Origin of the sequence: Cupriavidus taiwanensis (assembly GCF_900250115.1) — a bacterium.
In the GTDB taxonomy this organism is placed as follows: Bacteria; Pseudomonadota; Gammaproteobacteria; order Burkholderiales; family Burkholderiaceae; genus Cupriavidus; species Cupriavidus taiwanensis_B.
In genome coordinates this window covers 705306-725190 of the sequence record NZ_LT984803.1, presented here as the reverse complement: position 1 = coordinate 725190, position 19885 = coordinate 705306, and the positions used below count along the sequence as shown (strand labels likewise).

At 70.0% G+C, this 19885-nt stretch carries 15 protein-coding genes; 8 read left to right on the top strand and 7 right to left on the bottom strand.

Annotated features, from left to right (window positions below; translation table 11 throughout):
* Positions 1 to 144 precede the first annotated feature (144 nt).
* The 3 genes from CBM2586_RS03415 (at position 145) to CBM2586_RS32525 (ending at position 3330) form a co-directional block, all read left to right on the top strand.
* On the top strand, positions 145 to 903 hold the full coding sequence (locus CBM2586_RS03415) for an SDR family oxidoreductase (protein ID WP_115662821.1): 759 nt from the start codon (positions 145 to 147) through the stop codon (positions 901 to 903).
* Between the two features lie 89 nt (positions 904 to 992).
* Positions 993 to 2300 (top strand): MFS transporter, encoded by a 1308-nt coding sequence (locus CBM2586_RS03410; protein WP_115662822.1) that lies wholly within the window; start codon positions 993 to 995, stop codon positions 2298 to 2300.
* A 598-nt stretch (positions 2301 to 2898) separates the two neighbouring features.
* Positions 2899 to 3330, top strand: a complete 432-nt coding sequence (locus tag CBM2586_RS32525) for a hypothetical protein (RefSeq protein WP_373424212.1) — start codon at positions 2899 to 2901, stop codon at positions 3328 to 3330.
* Positions 3331 to 3465: 135 nt separating this feature from the next.
* On the opposite strand, the gene CBM2586_RS03400 is transcribed toward CBM2586_RS32525, so the two are convergent.
* The 6 genes from CBM2586_RS03400 to CBM2586_RS03375 all read right to left on the bottom strand — a co-directional run bounded on the left by CBM2586_RS03400 (position 3466) and on the right by CBM2586_RS03375 (position 13887).
* Complete coding sequence (locus CBM2586_RS03400; RefSeq protein WP_115686807.1) at positions 3466 to 9354, bottom strand: hybrid sensor histidine kinase/response regulator; 5889 nt, start codon at positions 9352 to 9354, stop codon at positions 3466 to 3468.
* Between the two features lie 127 nt (positions 9355 to 9481).
* A complete protein-coding gene (locus CBM2586_RS03395) occupies positions 9482 to 11722 on the bottom strand; it encodes a methyl-accepting chemotaxis protein (protein ID WP_115662825.1) in 2241 nt (746 codons plus the stop codon).
* 108 nt (positions 11723 to 11830) lie between these two features.
* Positions 11831 to 12388, bottom strand: coding sequence for a chemotaxis protein CheW (locus CBM2586_RS03390; RefSeq protein WP_115686806.1), 558 nt, complete (start codon positions 12386 to 12388; stop codon positions 11831 to 11833).
* A gap of 53 nt (positions 12389 to 12441) precedes the next feature.
* Positions 12442 to 12813: a response regulator gene (locus tag CBM2586_RS03385; RefSeq protein ID WP_115662827.1), complete on the bottom strand. Its 372-nt coding sequence runs from the start codon at positions 12811 to 12813 to the stop codon at positions 12442 to 12444.
* Positions 12814 to 12851: 38 nt separating this feature from the next.
* Positions 12852 to 13379: a response regulator gene (locus CBM2586_RS03380; RefSeq protein ID WP_115662828.1), complete on the bottom strand. Its 528-nt coding sequence runs from the start codon at positions 13377 to 13379 to the stop codon at positions 12852 to 12854.
* Between the two features lie 337 nt (positions 13380 to 13716).
* The gene (locus tag CBM2586_RS03375; RefSeq protein WP_010813017.1) at positions 13717 to 13887 is read right to left on the bottom strand and encodes a rubredoxin; all 171 of its coding nucleotides are present in this window, start codon (positions 13885 to 13887) and stop codon (positions 13717 to 13719) included.
* A gap of 241 nt (positions 13888 to 14128) precedes the next feature.
* Between CBM2586_RS03375 and hemL the strand changes: the two genes are divergently transcribed.
* From hemL to CBM2586_RS03350, 5 genes are all read left to right on the top strand, one after another.
* Positions 14129 to 15421, top strand: coding sequence for a glutamate-1-semialdehyde 2,1-aminomutase (gene hemL / locus CBM2586_RS03370; protein WP_115662829.1), 1293 nt, complete (start codon positions 14129 to 14131; stop codon positions 15419 to 15421).
* A 109-nt stretch (positions 15422 to 15530) separates the two neighbouring features.
* Positions 15531 to 16169: a LemA family protein gene (locus CBM2586_RS03365; RefSeq protein WP_115662830.1), complete on the top strand. Its 639-nt coding sequence runs from the start codon at positions 15531 to 15533 to the stop codon at positions 16167 to 16169.
* Positions 16170 to 16173: 4 nt separating this feature from the next.
* Complete coding sequence (locus CBM2586_RS03360) at positions 16174 to 17052, top strand: TPM domain-containing protein (RefSeq protein ID WP_115662831.1); 879 nt, start codon at positions 16174 to 16176, stop codon at positions 17050 to 17052.
* 20 nt (positions 17053 to 17072) lie between these two features.
* On the top strand, positions 17073 to 17576 hold the full coding sequence (locus CBM2586_RS03355; protein WP_115662832.1) for a TPM domain-containing protein: 504 nt from the start codon (positions 17073 to 17075) through the stop codon (positions 17574 to 17576).
* Between the two features lie 204 nt (positions 17577 to 17780).
* Positions 17781 to 18452, top strand: coding sequence for a methyltransferase family protein (locus CBM2586_RS03350; RefSeq protein WP_115662833.1), 672 nt, complete (start codon positions 17781 to 17783; stop codon positions 18450 to 18452).
* A 62-nt stretch (positions 18453 to 18514) separates the two neighbouring features.
* On the opposite strand, the gene CBM2586_RS03345 is transcribed toward CBM2586_RS03350, so the two are convergent.
* Entirely contained in the window at positions 18515 to 19777 is a 1263-nt protein-coding gene (locus tag CBM2586_RS03345; protein ID WP_115662834.1) for an MFS transporter, read from the bottom strand.
* Positions 19778 to 19885: the final 108 nt, after the last annotated feature.

The following is a 19885-nucleotide window of genomic DNA, read 5'->3' as shown; positions in this document are numbered from 1 at the left end:
AGCATCCACGAAGTAAAGCGCGTCGGTATGCCAGCGCCTGCCCTCACCCCCGGCCCCTCTCCCGCAAGCGGGAGAGGGGAGCAAGCAAGCGAGCATCAAAACTCTTTCAGCGATCACCAAGACAAACTACCCAAGGAGACAAGCATGAGACTGGCCAACAAGGTAGCGATCGTCACCGGCGGCGGTTCCGGCTTCGGCGAAGGCATTGCCCACACCTTTGCGCGCGAGGGTGCCAACGTGGTGGTGGCCGACCTGCGCGAGGATGCGGCCGAGCGTGTCGCCGCGGCGATCCGCGACGCCGGCGGGCGCGCCCGCGCAGTGCGCGCCGATGTCTCGCGCGAAGCCGACACCGAGGCCATGCGCGAGGCCGCGCTGGCCACCTTCGGCGACGTGCATATCGTGGTCAACAACGCCGGCACCACCCATCGCAACAAGCCCGTCCTGGAAGTCACCGAAGACGAGTTCGACCGCGTCTATGCCGTCAACGTCAAGAGCATCTACTGGTCGGCGCGCACCTTTATCCCGCATTTCCGCCGGCGCGGCGGCGGCGTGTTCGTCAACATCGCCTCCACCGCCGGCATCCGGCCGCGTCCGGGGCTGGTCTGGTACAACGGCAGCAAGGGCGCGGTGATCACCGCCAGCAAGGCCATGGCCGCGGAGCTGGGCCCGGACAATATCCGCGTCAACTGCGTCAACCCGGTGATCGGCGCCACTGCGCTGCTCGAGGAATTCATGGGCATGCCCGACACGCCCGAGAACCGCGCCAGGTTCCTCGCCACCATCCCGATGGGGCGCATGTCGACGCCGCAGGACGTGGCCAACGCCTGCCTGTACCTGGCCTCGGACGAGGCCGCCTTCATCACCGGCACCTGCATCGAAGTCGACGGCGGCCGCTGCGTCTGAAGCCGGGCCGCTTTCTTCTTTCTGCTTGCTCAGTCGTACGGTAGCTGTAAGAACGCGTCATACAGAAACGCATTTCCTCAGGAGACAGCATGACAACGACCGCAGTGAACCCGGGCGTCAGCGACGCCGCCTTTGAAGACGCCACCTACCGCAAGGTCAGCTGGCGCCTGGTGCCCTTCCTGCTGCTGTGCTACGTGGTGGCCTACCTGGACCGCGTCAACGTGGGCTTCGCCAAGCTGCAGATGCTGAACGACCTGAAGTTCAGCGAGACCGTCTACGGCCTGGGCGCCGGCATCTTCTTCATCGGCTACTTCCTGTTCGAGGTGCCGAGCAACGTGATCCTGCACAAGGTGGGCGCGCGCATCTGGATCGCGCGCATCATGATCACCTGGGGCGCGATCTCGGCGGCGATGATGTTCGTCACCACGCCGACCATGTTCTACGTGCTGCGCTTCCTGCTCGGCATTGCCGAGGCCGGTTTCTTCCCCGGCATCATCCTGTACCTGACCTACTGGTACCCGGCCAACCGGCGCGGCCGCACCACCACCTTCTTCATGACCGCGATCGCTCTGTCCGGCGTGATCGGCGGGCCGCTGTCAGGCTGGATCATGCAGTCCTTCGATGGCCACAACGGCTGGGCCGGCTGGCAGTGGATGTTCCTGCTGGAAGGCATTCCGTCGATCCTGGTGGGGCTGTGGGTGCTGGCCTACCTGGATGACCGCATCGCCCACGCCAGATGGCTGTCGGCCGAAGAGAAGGCGCTGCTCGAGCGCAATATCGCCAGCGAGAACGCGCACAAGGAAGACCCGCCGATCCGCACCGTGTTTGCCAGCCCGCGCGTATGGCTGATGAGCGCGATCTACTTCTGCTTCGTGATGGGCCTGTACGGCGTCAGCTTCTGGCTGCCGACCATCATCAAGCAGACCGGCGTCAAGGGCGCGCTCGATATCGGCCTGCTGACCGCCATCCCCTATGGCTGCGCGGTGGTCGGCATGGTGCTGGTGGCCTACAGCGCCGACCGCAGTGGCGAGCGCCGCTGGCATATCGCGCTGCCGGCGCTGGCCGGCGCGCTGGGGCTGCTACTGTCGGTGCAATGGCATGGCGACACCACGCTGGCGATGGTGGCGCTGACGCTGGCGACGATCGGCATCCTGACCACGCTGCCGCTGTTCTGGAGCCTGCCCACGGCATTCCTGGCCGGCACGGGCGCGGCCGCGGGCATTGCGCTGATCAACTCGCTGGGCAACCTCGCCGGCTTTCTCAGCCCTTACGCGGTGGGCTGGCTCAAGGACCTGACCCACAGCACCGATTCCGGCATGTACCTGCTGGCCGCGTGCCTGGTGGTCGGCGCGGCGCTGACGCTGTCGGTGCCGAAGCGGCTGGTGAGCCGGAAGTGAAGTCGATCACGCGCCGCTTGTCCGGCCGAATGCGCCGTCGGCTGACGCCGATGTAGGACCACGCCCGGCAGTGTCGCCTATTCCTCGGCCCTAGCATGGAAAAGAGACACCCGGAGTGATCCCGACGGGGTCCTCCGGGCATCTGATTCCCAAGCTTGCCAAGGAGGCCACGATGCCGCAACTGCTTCCGTTTGCCCCTACCCGTTCGCTGAAAATCGTCGAAGCGCGCCTGGCACGCCGCTCGCGCGTGAAGCGCCTGGTGCTCGAGCTCAGCGCCGGCCTGGTCGCGCTGCTGGCCCTGGTGCCGGCAGCCAGCCATGCGCAGGCACCCGTGGTCGACGCCAACCCGGTGCCGGCAACCCCGGCCGCGCCCGCGACTGCTGAACCGGCCCCGGCGCCCGGCGCCATGGCACCGACCCCGGGCACCATGGCACCGACGCCGGGCGTCGCCACGCCGCCCGCCACGACCGTACCGCCGGCCGCCACCATGCCGCCCTCCACCTCTGTACCGCCGGCGGCCACCATGCCGCCCGCCCCCGAGCCCGCGCCCGGCATAGCCGCTCCGGCCACGGCCGCGCCGCCGCCAACGGCTTCACCGATGCCCGCGCCCAGCGGCACGCCGCCGGCAGTGCCGGCGGCGCCGCCCGTGGCAGCCCCGGCTCAGCCCCGGCCGCCACTGAGCGCGCCGCCCGCGCCGCCGCCGCGCGACGCGATGGTGCAGCGCCAGGCCGGTCCGGTCTCCTATATCTGCGGCGGCGTGGCCGAGGACGAGCAGGCCGCGCTGCAATCGCAGGCGCGCAAGTACAACATGAGCCTGCTGTTCACTCAGGGCACGCGCGGCGAATACCTGTCGGATGTCGACGTCAAGCTGATGCGCGGCGGCAGGGAAGTCGCCAGCTTTATCGCTGACGGGCCGCGCTGCCTGCTGAAGGCGCCTGCGGGCACGTACAACGTGCGGGCGACCTACAAGGGCCGGACCAAGAGCATGACGGTCAGCACCAACAGCAAGAACGCGCAGATGCGGTGGTAGTGGCGCCGAAGCAGGAATCGTGGATGTGCCTTGGGTGACCGCGTGGGGTACTCCCTCTCCCGCATGCGGGAGAGGGTTGGGGTGAGGGCGGGCGCATCCACGAAGTGAAGGCTGTCGCTATTGCGCGCGCCCCTCTCACCCCGCCTGCCCATCCCCCAGCATCTGCGCCACCGACCCCGCCGTTCCCGCCGCGCGCTCGCCCAGCAATCGGTGCAGCGTCCCCAGCAGTTCATCCTCGTTATACGGCTTGCCCAGGTACACGTTGACGCCGATTTCCTCCGCATAGCGGCGGTGCTTGTCGGCGGTGCGCGAGGTGATCATCACCAGCGGCAGGTGCGCGGTGCGCGTGTCGGAGCGCACGTTGCGGGTCAGGTCGAAGCCGTCCATGTGCGGCATCTCGATATCGACCAGCATCGCGTCCGGCATCACGTCCTGCAGCTGCTTGAGCGCGTCGACGCCGTCGCGCGCCAGCACCACGTGGTAGCCGGCGCGACCCAGCAGGCGCTGGGCTGCCTTGCGCACGGTCAGCGAATCGTCCACCACCATCACGGTAGGCTGCGCCGCCAGCCCGGGTACGGGCGCGGCGGTGCCGTCGCCGGCCAGTTCGGCGACCGCCCCCGGTTGCGCGGCCACTGCCTGGGGGGGCTGCGATTGCGGCAGCGGCACATCCAGCGGCAGTGACCGGCCACGCTCGCGCACGAAGCGCTGCGCCAGCACCACCGGGTTGTAGATCAGTACGATCTCGCCATCCCCAAGCGTGGTCGCGCCGGCGATCCCCTCCAGCCGCGCGAGGTGCGGGCCGATGTGCTTGACCACCACTTCGCGGTTGCCGACCACGTCGTCGACGTGGACGGCAACGCGCTCGGCGCCGCTGCGCACTACCACCACCGGCGAGTACTTGCGCCCGCCGGGCGCGGCATCGCCCTGTTCCAGCAGCGCGCCGAAGTAGAAGAACGGCACCTCGGCGCCGGCCACGGCCAGGCGGCCATGGTTGTACGCGTCCAGCAGCGCCGGTGCACGCAGTTGCTGCACCTGGTCGATCATGCCGCTGGGCACCGCGTAGCGGCGCGCGCCCAGCGCGATCACCAGCACCTGGGTGATGGCCGTGGTCAGCGGCAGGTGCACGGTGAAGGTGGTGCCCTGCCCCGGCTGCGATGCCAGCGTGATACGGCCGCCCAGCGCCACGGTCTCGGCGCGCACCACGTCCATGCCGACGCCGCGGCCGGCCAGTTCGGACACCGTCTGCGCGGTGGAAAAGCCGGGGGTGAAGATCATCTCGGTCAGGCGCGCCTCGCCGGCGTCGTCGTCCGGCGCCAGCAGCCGGCGCTCGACCGCGCGGGCGCGGATGCGCGCCAGGTCCAGCCCGCTGCCGTCATCGATGAAATGCAGCACCACCTCGTTGCCTTCCTGCTGCACCTCCAGCGTGAGCGCGCCGGTGGCGGGCTTGCCTGCCGCGCGGCGCTGCGCAGCGGGCTCGATGCCGTGCGCCACTGCGTTGCGGATCAGATGCTCGATCGGGCCGGCCATGCGGTCCAGCACCGAGCGGTCGATCTCCACCGTGCCGCCCTTGATCAGCAGACGCACTTCCTTGCCGGTCTCGGCCGCGGCCTGCCGCGCGACGCGGTAGAGCCGCTCGGCCAGCGCGTCGAACTGCACCATGCGCGCCTGCATCAGCCCGCGCTGCAGCCCGCGCGTGAGCCGCGCCTGCGCGGCCAGGTCGCCGGCGGCGCGGTCGAAGCCGCGCTGCAGGTTCTGCTCGACGGTGGCGACGTCGTTGACCGACTCGGCCATCATCCGCGTCAGCTCCTGGAAGCGCGTGAAGCGGTCGAACTCGAGCGGATCGAATTCCTGCCTGTGCTGCGCATCGGCAATGCGCGACGCCATCTGCGATTCGGCCTGGATCTCGATCTCGCGCAGCTGGCCGCGCAAGCGCGCGACGTTGTCGTTCAGTTCGCCCAGGTAGGCGCGCATCGCCTCGAGCTCGCTGTCCAGGCGCGCACGCGTGGCCCCGACCTCGCCGGCCTCGTTGATCAGCGTATCGAGCGCGCGCGCCTGCACGCGCACCAGCGCGCGCTGCGGCTCCGCCGCTGCCAGCGGTGCCAGCGGTGCCAGCGGTGCGGCCGGCGGCATCGGCACCATCACGTCGGCCGGCCCCGGCACCGCGGGCAGGTCGTGCGCGCGCGCTGCGGCGGCGCAGGCGCCGGGAGCTTCGGCGGCTTCGGGCTGCGGCACCGCGGCGTCGGCCGGCGCCTGGGGATCGGCCAGGCCGTTGACCACGTCGGCATCGTCGGCCGGCAGCAGGCGGCCGGCCTGCAAGGCCTCGGCATGCGCGAGGATGCGGTCGTACCAGGCATAGAGCCGCGCGAACACCTGCGCCGCCACCGGCTGCTGCCCCGGCCCGCGCAAGGTGCTGTCGAGCAGCGTCTCCATCTCGTGCGCGGCCTGCCCCAGCGCCATCGCGCCGGCCATGCGGGCGCTGCCCTTGAGCGTATGCAGTGCGCGCAGCACCAGCCCGCCATGGCGCGCGTCGTCGGGCGCGGCTTCCCAGCCGCGCAACAGCTTGCCCAGTTCGGGCAGCGAGCCCTGCGCCTCTTCCAGGAAGATCTGCACCAGTGCCGGGTCAGGGGCGGTGCCGGCGTCGGCGGCCGGCGCCTCGGGCGCGCGCGGCGACGTCGGCAGCGCGATCACCACCGCATCCTGCGCGCCGGCAGGCGGCACGGCGGGTGCGGAGGGTGTGGCGGGTGCCGCGGACGGCAGGCCGAATACCTGCGCCATCTCGTCATCGGCCGGCGGCGGTGCGGGCACCGCCACGCGCGGGCGCAGCAGTGCGCGCTCGCCGAACTCGACCAGGCTGCGGCACAGCGCGGCATCGGCCTGCGGCCAGATGCCGGCGGCAAACTGGTGCAGCATGCCGCGCATGCGCTCGGCTGCCTGCTCCAGCAGGCGGAAATCGCCCGCATGCATCGCCACCGGATGCGCGCCCAGCTGCAGCAGCAACGCTTCCAGCGCCTCGGCGATTTCGCGCACCGGCTCGAGCCCCACGGTAGAGGCGCTGCCCTGCAGCGTGTGGGCGACGCGCAGCGCCAGCTCGCTCGGGCACGGATGGGCTTCATGCCGCCATTCGGAGATATCGGTGGCGAACTGGCGCAGCAGGCCGTCGGCTTCCTGCAGGTAGACGTTGTACAGCGCCAGGCCGATACGCACCGGGCCGATGACCTTGTAGTGATCGTCTTCGTCCGACAGGCCGCCGGCCAGCCGGAAGGGAATCACGTTGTGGTCGGGCGTGACGGTGTCGGCGTGGGCGCCGGCATCGGTGGTATCGGTGTCCGCGCGTGCGGCTGCCTGCGCAGGCTCGTCCGGCGCGTCGTCGCCAGCGGCTTCAGGCGCGGCCGGCGCGATATCCGCGGCAGTGCCGGCATCGCGCACCGCCTCGGCGGCCGCGACCAGCGGCGCGATGTCGTGCCACGCCGCGGCATCGCCATGCAGCCGCGCCACCCACGCCGACAGCTCGGCATGCGCGCGGCGCAACAGCGCCAGCAGCGCCGGCGCGGGCTGGCGCGCTTCGGCCAGCCACAGGTTCATCACCTGCTCCACCGCCCATGCCGCCTCGCCGTAGCGATGCAGGCCGACCATGCGGCTGGAGCCCTTGAGCGTGTGGAACGCGCGCCGCAGCCGGCTGAGCATGTCGGCATCGCGCAGCGCCTCGACACCGGCGCCGAGATCGCCGGCGATGCCGCCCAGCACCTCGTCGGCCTCGTGCAGGAAGATGTCGAGCAGCTCGGCATCGATGGCGGCGTGGTCGCCGGCCGCGGGCAGGGCCGGGGTGGCCGGCGCGCCCGGCGTGATGGCGCCGGCCGGCACCGGCGCGGGCTCCGCCGGGACGGCGGCGAGCGCCATCACCAGGCGCGCGCCGGCGTCGTCGCTGCCGGCAAGCCAGGCGTTGCACTGCGTGACGGCGTCGGCGGCCTGGCGGCGCAGCGCGGCATCGTCGTCGATCGCGGCCTGGTCGGCCAGTGCCTGCAGCGCGGCGCGCAGCCGCTGCACCGCCGGCGCGTCGGCGACGGCGCCGGCACGCAGGGCTGCGTCGGCGGCGGCGCGCGCCGCGTCGAGCGGATCCTGCTGCGCGTGCGCGTCGTCCGCGGCAGCCACATCCGGCAAGGCCTCGGCGTGGCGCGCACGGCCGAATTCGAGCGCATCGGCAAACGCATGGACCACGCCCAGTTCCGCCGCCACCGTACGCAGCAGCGCCGCGCGCGCGCTGGCCTCGGCCAGCGCGCGCGCGTCGGCAAGGCGGCCCTTGACGGCTTCCACCGCCGCGCTGGCCTGCGCGGCCTCGCCGGCCAGCGCGCCCGGCAGCGCCGACGACGCCTGCAGCTGCGCCAGCGTGCCCGCCAGCGCCGCGAAGGCCTGGCGCGCGTCGCGCAGGTGCGCGGCGCCGTCGGCGCGCGCCGCATTGCGGTCATAGCTGTCGAGCCAGGACTCGCCGCTGTCCAGTTGCGCGCGCAGTTGCGCCACGGCTTCGCTGCGCAGCGCCTGGGCGCGCGCCTCGTCGACCATGCGCGCCAGCCAGGCCGGCGCGGCAGCGTCAGGGGGCACCAGGCACGCGGCCAGCGCGTCGCACTGCGCGGCAAAGTGCGCCGCGGCCGGATGGGCGGACTGTCCGTGCACGCGCCACGGCAGCGCCAGCGCACGCGACAGGAACAGCGCGATGCCGGCGGCGCCGAGGGCATCGCCGGCGCCGCGCTCGCGCCCCGGCATGGCGGCCTGCGCCAGGCAACGCTGCAGCGGCGGCTGCGCCAGCGGCTGCGCGGCTTCGGCCAGCGCCGCCAGCGCGAGCTCCCACGCGGCCTGGTCGGCGGCGGCGGCGCGCTCCAGTCCGGCCGCGGCCTGCTGCAGGTTGCGCGTGTCGATCGGGTCGAGCCAGCCGTAGTAGCGCAGCCGGAAATCGGCCCTTGCCTGCGCATGGGCGGCATCGAGGCGAAACGCCGCCAGCGTGCGCGCGATCTCGGCGCGCAGCGCCGCCGCGTCGTCGCTGCCGCCCTCGGCCAGCCCGCTGCAGACCAGCAGGAACACCGCGTCGTTGAGCAGCGCCTGCGGCACGCGCACATGGCCCTGCTGGTACTGGCGCAGCAGCAGGTTGGCGCGGCCGGCAAAGCGCTTGGCCAGCAGGTCCGACGGCAGCAGGCCCAGCGCCAGCGCGCGGCACACCAGCCCGAGCACGTGCCAGACGCCACGATCGGGATGGTCGGCGGCGCGGCGCGCTTCCTGCTCGTTGGCACGCAGTTCTTCCAGCGCCGCGTGTAGCGGCAGCCAGGCTTCGCGCAGCAGCGCCGCGTCGGCGCACGGCGTCGGCAGGCGCAGCGCCTTCAGCAGCGCGGATTCGAACTGCTGGCGCGCGCGCGCGACCGCGGCGGGCCCCCGCGGCGGCAGCAGCATGCCGGGCAGCATCTGCAGTTCGTCGAGCCACAGGTCGGCGGGATGCACGCGCTCCTCGCCAAGCCGTGCGAGCACCGCGGCATAGGGCTGGAACAGCCGCAGCGGGGCCTCGTCGTCACCGGCCATCAGGTCGTCGACATATTCGGCCAGCGCCTGCACGCCGGCGCGGAATACCGCCAGCGCCTCGGCGCCGGCGGCAACGGTGCCGGCGTCGATGGCGTCGAGCAGGCGGCGCAGCGCCTGGCAATACGGATCGGTCCCGCGCAGCCCGACGATATGCACCGCGCCGGCAGCCTGGTGCAGATGCTGGCCGGCCAGCCGCAGCGAAGTGGTATCGCGCGCGCCCAGCGCCTCGGGCGCCTGCCGCACTTCATCGACATAGTGGCCAAGCTCGGCGGCGGCGTCTTCCAGCGCGCTGCGCAGGCTGGGCGCCAGCCACGCCAGTCCGGACAGGTCGCGCGCGGCGCCTTCGGGCGACGGCTGCGCGCCGGCCGGCAACGGTGCGGGTTCGGGTTCAGGCAGGGCACCGGGGCCGGCCGGGATACCGGCTGCGCCCGCGTCGCGCGGGACAGGAACATTCAGGGACATGACGGCTTCCAGTGCGGCGCCGGCACGGCAGCCGCAGGCCGCCCGCCGCAACGGGCGGCGGGCGCGGAGTTGGCATAAGGCGCGGGGTTGCGGTGCGCGGAAGCGGTCGCAGGCGTCATCCGGCCACTCAGGCGATCTTGAAGCGCGACACCGAGTTGCGCAGCTCCTCGCTCAGCAGCGTCAGCTGGCGCACCGACTGCGCGGTCTGGCGCGTGCCGGTGGTGGTCTGCTCGGTAACCTGCAGGATGCGTTCGATATGGCGCGCCACGGTGGTGGCCAGGTCGGCCTCGTGCGAGGTGGACTGGGAAATCTGCTCGATCAGCTCAGCGAGCTGGCGCGACACGCGCCCGATCTCGACCAGCGCGGCACCGGCGTGGTCCGACAGCCGCGCGCCTTCGACCACCCCCTGGGTGCTGCGCTCCATCGCGTGCACCGCGTCCTGGGTATCGGTCTGGATGGTGCGGATCAGCGCGCCGATCTGCTTGGTCGCCTCGCCGGAGCGTTCGGCCAGCCGCTGCACTTCTTCGGCCACCACCGAGAAGCCGCGCCCGGCCTCGCCCGCCGACGCCGCCTGGATCGCGGCGTTGAGCGCCAGCACGTTGGTCTGCTCGGTAATGTCCGAGATCAGCTCGACGATTTCGCCGATCTCCTGCGACGACTCGCCCAGCCGCTTGATCCGCTTGGAGGTTTCCTGGATCTGCTCGCGGATGCCGTTCATGCCGGCAATGGCGTTCTGCACCGCCTGCTGGCCCTGCTCCGCGGCCGACAGCGAAGCGCGCGCGACGTTGGCGGACTCGGCCGCGCCGCGCGACACCTGGGTGATGCGGTCGGCCATCTCCACCACCGACTCGCCGGTCTGGCGAATCTGGCGCGACTGCTCTTCGGTGGTCGACACCAGCTGGGTCGAGGTGGCCTGCACCTGCCCCGAGGCCTGCGTCACCTCGCCCGCGGTCTGCTGCACCCGGCCGACCAGCTCGCGCAGTTCTTCCACGGTGTAGTTGACCGAGTCGGCGATCGCGCCGGTGATGTCCTCGGTCACGGTGGCCTGGCGCGTCAGGTCACCGTCGGCGATGTCCTGCAGCTCGTTCATCAGCTGCAGGATCGCCTTCTGGGTGTTGTCGTTGTTGCGCTTTTCGTCGAGCCGGCGGGCCTCGGCCTCGCGCTCGCGCGCCTCGGCTTCGAGCGCGCGCATGCGCGAATCGCGCAGGTACAGCGCCGCCAGGCCGACCAGGCACAGCAGCGTCAGCGCCGCCGACACCACGGTCGCGCCCAGCGTCAGCGGGCGGCTCCGCGCCGACTCCGCGTAGGCGCGCTGCAGCGCCGAGAGTTCGGCGCGCAGCGCCTCGTTGTCATTGAAAATCTGCTGCTGCGCGCGCTTGGCGGCGATCAGCCCGGGCAGGTTCTGCAGGATGGTGTGGGTGGTCTTCTGCACCGCCTCGAAGCGCTGCGACAGCTGCTGCAGGTAGCCGCGCGTTTCCTCGTCGGCGGCGGCGGACAGCCGCAGCGCCTCGCTGCCGTTGAGCAGGCCGTCCAGGGTCTCGCGGAAGGTGTTGGTGTCCTTGCCCAGCAGGAACGCGGTCTCGGGGTTGACGCCTTCGCCGGCCAGGAACTCGTTCAGGTTCTTGCCCAGGCGCTGGGTCAGCATCACCAGCTGCGCCGAGGCCGCCACCTCGCGCGCATTGGCGCCGGACTGCAGCTTGATCGCCGCCACCTGTTCGGCGGCTTCGAGCAGCTCGGGGTTGGAGGCGTTGAAGATCTGCAGGGTCTGGCCGATGGTGGTCAGCACCGGCTGCTGCGCCAGCACGTCAGCGGCGCTTTTCTCGGAGCGCTGCCAGGACTGCATCGCGGTCTGCAGCAGCGGCTCGGCCGCGCCGGTGGTGGCGCGCACGCGCTTTTCGTCGCTGCCCTGCTGCAGCGCCTTCAGGTCGCCAGCGAGCGCGTCCCGGGACTGGCGCAGCTGGGTAAAGGCCTGCGCATTGCCCAGCAGCGCGACCGGCACCGCCTTGCCCAGGCGCTGCGAGTGCATCAGCATGTCGCCGGCCACTTCGATCTGCGCGGCGGCATTGTTGGCGATGCGGTTATCCAGGTACACCGAGCCCAGCAGCGCCACCAGCGACACCACCACGCCCACGGTCAGCAGCCGCTGCTGCGAAGCGAACGGCATGCGGCCGAGCCAGCGCCCGAGGTGCTCCAGCGGGGTCGCACCCAGCCCCCCGGCACCGGGCGGCGCGGGCGGCACGGGCGCGGGTTCGGGTCCCCCGGCATAGGCCCTGCCTGAACCGTCCAAATCGCCCGGACCACTGGCGAGGCTGGTGGCAGCGTCGGCTGCCGGCGTGCGCCGGCCCAGGCTGAAATTCTTGAAACCCATGGCACCCTCTTCCGTTTTATCGTTGTCATCCCCGGCGGCTCGTGCCGGGTGCGGCAGGCGATGGCCTGCGCGCCGTCATTGTCCGTGCCTGGCGTGACCAGCCGCGCGTCAGGCGGCGGCCCGGCCCGCCTGCAGGAAGGCGGGCGCATCCAGCAGCGCGCGCACGTCCAGCACCTGCCAGTCGCGCCCCTCGCGGTCGGCATAGCGCTGCCCTTCCCACGCCGGCGCCGGATCGGAGCCGGCGGCGTCGCCGTGCGGCAAACCCAGGTCCGCCGCATGGCGCAGGCCGGCCACGCGCGTGGCCAGGATCGCGCACGCGCGTTCGGCGTCGCGCGACAGCACCACGATCTTGCTGCCCGGCTGCAAGAGCGTCGGCGCGCCGCCGCAGAACAGGCTGAAATCGATCACCCCGAGCAGGCTGCCGCGCGCGTTGACCAGGCCGCTGTACCACGGCTGCGTCAGCGGCACCGGGCTGGGCTGGCGCAGGTCCAGCACCTCGCCGGCATCGGCCAGCGGCAGCAGCCAGTGGCGCGCGCCCACCTGCAGCGCCAGGTAGCTGTCGGCGGCCGGCAGGCTGCGCGCCTCGCGCAGGCGCCGGGCCAGCATGGCCTGGTAGTCCTGCAGGCGGGTGTGGCGGGCGCGGAGGTCTTGGCGTGGCGCGTTCATGGCGGTCCCCGGAACAGGTGGCAGTGGCTTGCCGTGCGGCCGGCGCGGGCGGCTCAGTGCGCCAGCGCGGCGATCTTGCCCAGCAGCTCTTCGCCGTCGACGGGCTTGACGATATAGTCCGACGCACCCTGGCGCATGCCCCAGATGCGGTCGGTATCCAGGCCCTTGCTGGTGCACAGGATCACGGGGATGTCCTTGAAGCGGTCGTCGCGCTTGATCGCGCGGGTAGCCTGGTAGCCGTTCTGGCCGGGCATCACCACGTCCATCAGGATCAGGTCGAAGGCTTCGGCCTGCAGGCGGGCGAAGGCCTGCTCGCTGTTGCTCGCAACCGCGACCTTGAACCCGCGCTTGCCGAGCAGGTCGGACATGAACAGGGCTTCGGTCGGGGAGTCGTCGACGATCAGGATCTTGTGTATGGCGGTCATGAGGTTTTCCTTCGATTCGTACACGGCGCGCCTGCGCTTCAGGCGGGCAACGCCTCGCCCGCGGGCTGGCATGGCAGGCAGGCCTGCACCGCCTGCAGCAGCGCGTCGCGGGTAAAGGGCTTGGCCAGGTGGTCATGCGCGCCGACCAGGCGGCCGCGCGAGCGGTCGAACACGCCGTCGCGCGAGGACAGCATGATCACGGGGATGGCGTGGAAACGCGGACTCTTCTTGATCAGCGAACAGGTCTGGTAGCCGTCCAGCCGGGGCATCAGGATGTCGCAGAAGACCAGGTCGGGATGCAGCTCGCCCACCTTGGCCAGCGCCTCGAAGCCGTCCTCGGCCAGCATCACCTGGTACCCGGCCTGCGCCAGAAAAATTTCGGCGGTGCGGCGGATGGTGCTGGAATCGTCGATGACCAGCACCTTGCGGCGCGGCTGCAAAGCGGTCCCGGACGTGCCGTCCGGCTTGTTGTCCGGCGCGGTGCCCGGAACAGGAACGCCAGGCGCCACACCATGGGCGCCGGCGGTATTGACCCGCTGGTTTTCTTCTAGATGAGCGACCCGCATGTTGTTCCCGCGACCAGCGGCTCCTGGTGGAGCGCCGGCAAGCACCAGAGAACACCCGTGCGGAGCAGCGCGACCCATGCGCGCCCCGACGGACCCCCGAAAATTCTTGTTATTTCCCTTCCAAGGCCGGGCTGAGCCCGGCAGCGGCGATGCGTGATCCCCGCATCTGCCCGCCGTCCTCCCACCGCGGGCGGAGGGACGGCCAGTTATTTTTGCAACAGAGTGTGACAAGACGCCGGGGGGCCGTCAATCCGGTGCGGCCAGCCCCTGGCGGCGTTCTGTCGCATCGGCGCGACGGGCGCGCCTGCCGTGTCGTTTTTCTTCTGGTAGTGGCCGCTCAGATCGCGACCATCTCGAAATCTTCCTTGCGCGCGCCGCATTCCGGGCAGGTCCAGTTGATCGGCACGTCTTCCCAGCGGGTGCCGGGGGCGATGCCGTCTTCCGGCGCGCCTGCGGCTTCGTCGTAGATCCAGCCGCAGATCAGGCACATCCAAGTCTTGTATTCCATAACAGGCTCTGGCCACTCTCCATTAAAATCCAGCGCAGATGGTACCGAAACCGTGCCGCCGGCGCCAGCCGCGCGAGGGCCGGAATCGGGCCAGTTCCGCCGTGTTCGCACCCGTTAGCGCCTTGTTAGCGCAGGATTGACGGGCAATTGCAGCGAACTTCCGCTGTTTTTGCCGCATGTCAACGCCAGGCCCCAGGCCCGCCGAGCACGATCCCTGCAGTCCTGTCCTCACCTCAACGCCATGTCCCGTAATCAGCAGCTTTTCGACCGCGCCCAGCAGACCATCCCCGGGGGCGTCAATTCGCCCGTGCGCGCCTTCCGTTCGGTAGGTGGCACGCCGCGCTTCATCACGCGCGCCGAGGGCGCGTATATGTGGGATGCGGACGGCCAGCGCTATATCGACTACATCGGCTCGTGGGGCCCGATGATCGTCGGCCATGCCCATCCGGAGGTGGTGCGCGCGGTCCAGGAAACTGCCGCGCACAGCTTCTCGTTCGGCGCCCCGACCGAGGCCGAGATCACCATGGCCGAGGAAATCTGCAAGCTGGTGCCGTCGATCGAGCAGGTGCGCCTGGTCTCTTCCGGCACCGAAGCCACCATGAGCGCACTGCGCCTGGCGCGCGGCTTTACCGGCCGCGACCTGATCATCAAGTTCGAAGGCTGCTACCACGGCCACGCCGACAGCCTGCTGGTCAAGGCCGGTTCCGGCCTGCTGACCTTTGCCGACACCACCCGCAACGCGCCGTCGTCGGCTGGCGTGCCGGCCGACGTGACGCGCCACACCATGGTGCTGGAGTACAACAACGTCGAGCAGCTGGAACAGGCCTTCGCCAAGCATGCGGGCGAAATCGCCGCGGTGATCGTCGAGCCGGTGGCCGGCAACATGAACCTGGTGCGCGCCAGCGATGCCTTCCTGCAGGCGATGCGCGAGCTGTGCACGCGCGATGGCGCGGTGCTGATCTTCGATGAAGTCATGACCGGCTTCCGCGTGGCGCTGGGCGGCGCGCAGGCGCACTACGGCATCCGTCCCGACATGACCTGCCTGGGCAAGGTCATCGGCGGCGGCATGCCGGCGGCGGCCTTCGGCGGGCGGCGCGACATCATGGCCAGCCTGGCGCCACTGGGCGGCGTGTACCAGGCCGGCACGCTGTCGGGCAACCCGCTGGCGGTGGCGGCGGGCCTGACCACGCTCCGGCTGATCCAGGCGCCCGGCTTCTATGACCGCCTCGCCACGCAGACGCGCAAGCTGGCCGACGGCCTGGCCGAAGCTGCCGGGGCGGCGGGGGTGCCGTTCGCCGCCGATGCGGTCGGCGGCATGTTCGGGCTCTATTTCCGCGACGGCGTGCCCGGCAGCTTCGCCGAAGTCACCCAGAGCGACACCGCCCGCTTCAACCGCTTCTTCCACGCCATGCTGGACCACGGCGTCTACCTGGCGCCGTCGGCGTTCGAAGCCGGCTTTGTCTCCGCGCAGCATGACGACGCCATCCTGGACGCAACGTTCGAGGCCGCGCGCAAGGCTTTCGCGGCGGCCTGAGGCCCGGCAGCCTGGACACGCCGGCGGCGCCAGGTTACGCCGGCGGCGCACGGGTGACGACAAGGGCGGTGCGCTACACTTGGAGTTCGTCCAACCGCCGGAGCCTCCGATGCGCGCTTCCTCGTCCGTTTCGCTGCCCCCCACGCTGTCCACCCGCTCGCCGCTGTCCGGGTTGCGCTGGCTGGTGCTGGCGGTCCTGGCCAGCCTGCTGTCGGCCTGCGGCTACAACGACTTCCAGGCCAAGGACGAGGCGGTCAAGGCGGCCTGGGGCGAAGTCATCAACCAGTACCAGCGGCGCGCCGACCTGATTCCCAACCTGGTCAACACCGTCAAGGGCTACGCCTCGCACGAGCGCGAGACGCTCGAAGCCGTGACCAGGGCGCGCGCCGCCGCCACCAGCATCCAGGTCTCCCCCGAGACCCTGAACGATCCCGAAGCCTTCAAGCGCTTCCAGCAGGCGCAGGGCGAACTGTCCGGCGCGCTGTCGCGCCTGCTGGCGGTGTCCGAGAACTACCCGCAGCTCAAGGCCGATGCCTCGTTCCGCGACCTGCAATCGCAGCTCGAGGGCACCGAGAACCGCATCACCGTGGCGCGCCAGCGCTATATCGCCGCCGTGCAGCAGTACAACGTGCTGGCGCGCAGCTTCCCGACCAACCTGACGGCGATGATCTTCAAGTACCCGGTCAAGCCTTCGTTCACCGTGGAAAACGAGAAGGCCATCTCCACCCCGCCCGCGGTCAAGTTCTGACGCGATGGCAACGACGCGCCACCCCTGGCGTTGGTTTGCGCGGCACGGCTGGCTGGCCGCCGCCCTGCTGTGGCTGGCGGCCCTGCTGGGCGGCCCGGCGCTGGCGGCCGACGGCTTCGTCGCGGTGCCGCCGCTGACCCAGCGCGTCACCGACCTGACCGGCACGCTGACGCCGCAGCAGCGCGGCGCGCTCGAGAACGTGCTGGCCGAATACGAGCAGCAGCGCGGCAGCCAGATCTTCGTGCTGATGGTGCCGACCACCGATCCCGAGCCGATCGACGCCTACAGCATCCGCGTCGCCGATGCCTGGCGCGCCGGGCGCCAGGGCATCGATGACGGCGTGATCGTGCTGATCGCCAAGGACAATCCGCCCGGCTTGCGCAAGATGCGGCTGGAAGTGGGCCGGGGCGTGCAGGGCTCGCTGACCGACGCCATGTCCAAGCGCATCCTGCAGGACGTGATGGCGCCCCACTTCCGCCAGAACGATTTCTACGGCGGGCTGGCGGCCGGCATCTCGGCGATCCAGGCCACGATCGACAAGGAAGGCCTGGCGGCGCCGCAGCGCAAGGCGCAGCAGGCCTCCGCCCTGGACCAATGGCTGCCGGCGCTGCTGCCGCTGGCGATCATCGTGTTCTTCTTCCTGAGCGCCATCCTGCGCCGGCGCGGTCCGCAGATCGTCACCACCCGGCGCGGCCGCGACGTCATCGCCGGCGGCCTCGGCGGCCTGGGCGGCTACACCATCGGACAGGACTGGGGCCGGCGCAGCGGCGGCTGGGGTGGCGGCTTTGGCGGAGGCGGTGACAGCGGCGGCTTTGGCGGCGGTGGTTTTGGCGGCGGGGGCGGCGGCGGCTTCGACGGCGGCGGCGCGTCCGGCAACTGGTGACAGCACGAGGAACGACGACCATGCCGCAGCTCAAACGCGCCCTGCACCATATCGCCACCACTGCCGCCACCACGCGCAAGCACTTTCCGCCGGAAGCGCAGCAGCAGCTGCACCATGCCGTGCATGCCGGCGAATCCAGCCACCGCGGCGAGATCCGCGTAGTGATCGAAGCCAGCCTGCCGCTCGGCGACGCCTGGGCCGGGGTCACGCCGCGCGAGCGCGCGCGCTTTTTGTTCGGCGCGCTCGAGGTCTGGAACACCGCGGACAAGACCGGCGTGCTGCTCTACATCAACCTCGCCGACCATGCCGTCGAACTGCTGGCCGACCGCGGCATCGACGCCCGCGTGGGACCCGCCACGTGGCGCGAAGTGTGCGACCAACTGGCGCAGGGGCTCAGGCAGGACCTGTCGGTGCGGCCGGTGCTCGCCACGGTGGCGCGCATCCATGGCTTGCTGGCCACGCACTTCCCGTCGGACGGCGGGCATAACCCGAACGAGCTGGACGATCGGCCGGTGTTTCTCTAGGGTTGCGCCACTGCCCTGTCTATTCGCAGTGGCGCTGTGGCATCCGGACATTAGTCGGCATGCTCACCAGTGCCTGAGCTCGTTCCATTGGAGAAACATACTTCTACCCGATATGGCGCCTGTCGCGCGCGGGCTACCCTTGATGGACAGCTGCAATAAAGCCAGCGAAGCGGAGCGCCAAGCTTCCGCGTACAAGGGGAAGCCATGCAGGAATACCAAGCATACAAGGATCAGTGCGGCCCTAGCCTCACGACCAAAATAAATCTTCGGGAATTCCTGGTCGAGGCCGGGCTCAGAAGCACCACCGCCATACTGCTTGCCGGGTTCGCATACGTGGCGATCCAGCAATGGCTCGCTGACCCGACGCGAATCACGCTGCTGCTGCTGGTGTTCGCACATTGCCTGACCCTCGGGCTGTCCCTGTTTGTGCGGGTTCCCAAAAGGCGGGACTGGAGTCCTGTCACCGTGATCTGCTCGCTAGGCGCTTCCTACTATTTCCTGGCAATTGAGCTGGCGCCAGGGGATCGCCTAGTACCGGAAATGGTTGGAGCTGGCCTGCAAGCCGCAGGACTCGCATGGCAGATCTATGCAAAGTTCACGCTCCGCTTCTCGTTCGGGATACTGCCTGCCAATCGCGGCATCGTCTCGCACGGGGCTTACCGATTTGTGCGACACCCGATCTACCTGGGATACGTCATTGCCGACATCGGCTTCCTGCTAACGAATTTCGGCTTGCAAAACCTGCTGGTCTATGCCGGACTCTATACGTTGCAGTACGTCCGCATCACTCGCGAGGAAGCGCTGCTCTCTAACGATCCCGAATACCTTCGCTATCGCGAAAAAGTGAGGTATCGCGTCGTGCCGGGCATTTACTGATTCGCCCGCGCGCACTCGGGCGCGGTTCTCGGTTCGATGCGAAAGAATCAGCCCCCGAGCCGTCAACGGGGTTGGCGCGCGCCCAGCAGATACCATACGGCCGCAAGCATCTGCAATACCACTAGTCCGCCCCACGCCGTGAGGTGCGCAGCCTTCGGGTAATGTCCGGCGGTCGCGGCCCAAAAGTCCAGCACCACTCCCACGCCCAGCTGGCAGGCGAAGGTCGATAGGAACACTGTCAGCGTCAATGCCGTCGTCGCCCGACCGATCAGTGCATCGGGGAAACTGCGCGCCAGCACTGCGTAGGTCAAGATGCCACTGGAGCCGAACACGCCATACGCGGCCCATATCAGCACCGGTGGCAGCGGCACTTGCGCCATCAGCAGCAACTGGATCACGATGAACCCGGTCATGCCGGTTCCGGCAAAGGCATAGAGGCTCACCCCAAGGCGCTCCAGGTGCCGCGCGGCCCAGCCCGAACCGACGCAGCCGGCCATCATCGCAAAGCCGATCACCGATACCAGCCGCGCGCTGTTACCTGCATCGTAGCCCGACACGTCACGCAGGAAGGCGCCCACCCATAGCGTCTGCACGGCAAGGAATACCCCTTGGTTGAGCAGCGTCAGGGGCACCACGCGCCAGAAGCGCTCGCTGCCAAGGATCTGGCGGGTGCCGCGCAACTGCTCGCGCAGGCTTTCCTTGCCGACGCGAGGCTTGTCGGGCGCACAGAACCAAAGCAGCGCCGCCATCGCTAACGACACGCAGGCGAGACCGGTGCTGATCGTGCGCCAGTCGGTAAACGACAGCAGCCAGGTCAGTGGCGTGCCGACGAGCACCGCACCAAGGCCACCGATGGCCATCACCACGCCGTTGAGCAAAGGCATGCGCGATAGCGGGAACCACATTGACAAGGCCTGGATGGCAGCGCCCAGGCACACCGACACGCCCACGCCGATCAGCAGCCGGCCGACGGCGAGTCCAGCCATGCCGGGCGCAAGCGCGAACACCAGCGACCCGGCCACCGCTACCAGCAGCATCGCCGCTTCGGTACGGCGCGGACCGTAGCGATCCAGCAGGATGCCCGCCGGCAGTTGGGCGCAGGCAAAGCCAAGGAAATAAAAGCTGGTGAGCAGGCCCAAGTCGCCGGCATTGAGCCCGAGTTCACGCGTCAGATGGGAGGCAAAGCCCAGGTTGACGCCGCGGAACAGATAGGAAATCAAAAAGCCCAGGGAAAACACGGCCAGCACCCGCCAGCGGGCGGGCGCAATGGTTTCAGGCCGCGCTTGCGGAGATGCGGAAGACAAGGAGGAAGTCGTAGTCGTCATATGGCTTGCATTGTCTTCCCTCTGACATGGCAAAGCCAACGAAAGATACCCACTGCAATTGTGAATAGAATTTGACGTCCGTGGCGAAACGTTTTTCGGCCGAGGCGC

Excerpts from the sequence above, each read along its gene's own strand:
- CBM2586_RS03415 (WP_115662821.1), top strand. The coding sequence starts at position 145 with ATGAGACTGGCCAACAAGGTAGCGATCGTCACCGGCGGCGGTTCCGGC.
- CBM2586_RS03410 (WP_115662822.1), top strand. The coding sequence starts at position 993 with ATGACAACGACCGCAGTGAACCCGGGCGTCAGCGACGCCGCCTTTGAA.
- CBM2586_RS32525 (WP_373424212.1), top strand. The coding sequence starts at position 2,899 with ATGCCCGCGCCCAGCGGCACGCCGCCGGCAGTGCCGGCGGCGCCGCCC.
- CBM2586_RS03400 (WP_115686807.1), bottom strand. The coding sequence starts at position 9,354 with ATGTCCCTGAATGTTCCTGTCCCGCGCGACGCGGGCGCAGCCGGTATC.
- CBM2586_RS03395 (WP_115662825.1), bottom strand. The coding sequence starts at position 11,722 with ATGGGTTTCAAGAATTTCAGCCTGGGCCGGCGCACGCCGGCAGCCGAC.
- CBM2586_RS03390 (WP_115686806.1), bottom strand. The coding sequence starts at position 12,388 with ATGAACGCGCCACGCCAAGACCTCCGCGCCCGCCACACCCGCCTGCAG.
- CBM2586_RS03385 (WP_115662827.1), bottom strand. The coding sequence starts at position 12,813 with ATGACCGCCATACACAAGATCCTGATCGTCGACGACTCCCCGACCGAA.
- CBM2586_RS03380 (WP_115662828.1), bottom strand. The coding sequence starts at position 13,379 with ATGCGGGTCGCTCATCTAGAAGAAAACCAGCGGGTCAATACCGCCGGC.
- CBM2586_RS03375 (WP_010813017.1), bottom strand. The coding sequence starts at position 13,887 with ATGGAATACAAGACTTGGATGTGCCTGATCTGCGGCTGGATCTACGAC.
- hemL (WP_115662829.1), top strand. The coding sequence starts at position 14,129 with ATGTCCCGTAATCAGCAGCTTTTCGACCGCGCCCAGCAGACCATCCCC.
- CBM2586_RS03365 (WP_115662830.1), top strand. The coding sequence starts at position 15,531 with ATGCGCGCTTCCTCGTCCGTTTCGCTGCCCCCCACGCTGTCCACCCGC.
- CBM2586_RS03360 (WP_115662831.1), top strand. The coding sequence starts at position 16,174 with ATGGCAACGACGCGCCACCCCTGGCGTTGGTTTGCGCGGCACGGCTGG.
- CBM2586_RS03355 (WP_115662832.1), top strand. The coding sequence starts at position 17,073 with ATGCCGCAGCTCAAACGCGCCCTGCACCATATCGCCACCACTGCCGCC.
- CBM2586_RS03350 (WP_115662833.1), top strand. The coding sequence starts at position 17,781 with ATGCAGGAATACCAAGCATACAAGGATCAGTGCGGCCCTAGCCTCACG.
- CBM2586_RS03345 (WP_115662834.1), bottom strand. The coding sequence starts at position 19,777 with ATGACGACTACGACTTCCTCCTTGTCTTCCGCATCTCCGCAAGCGCGG.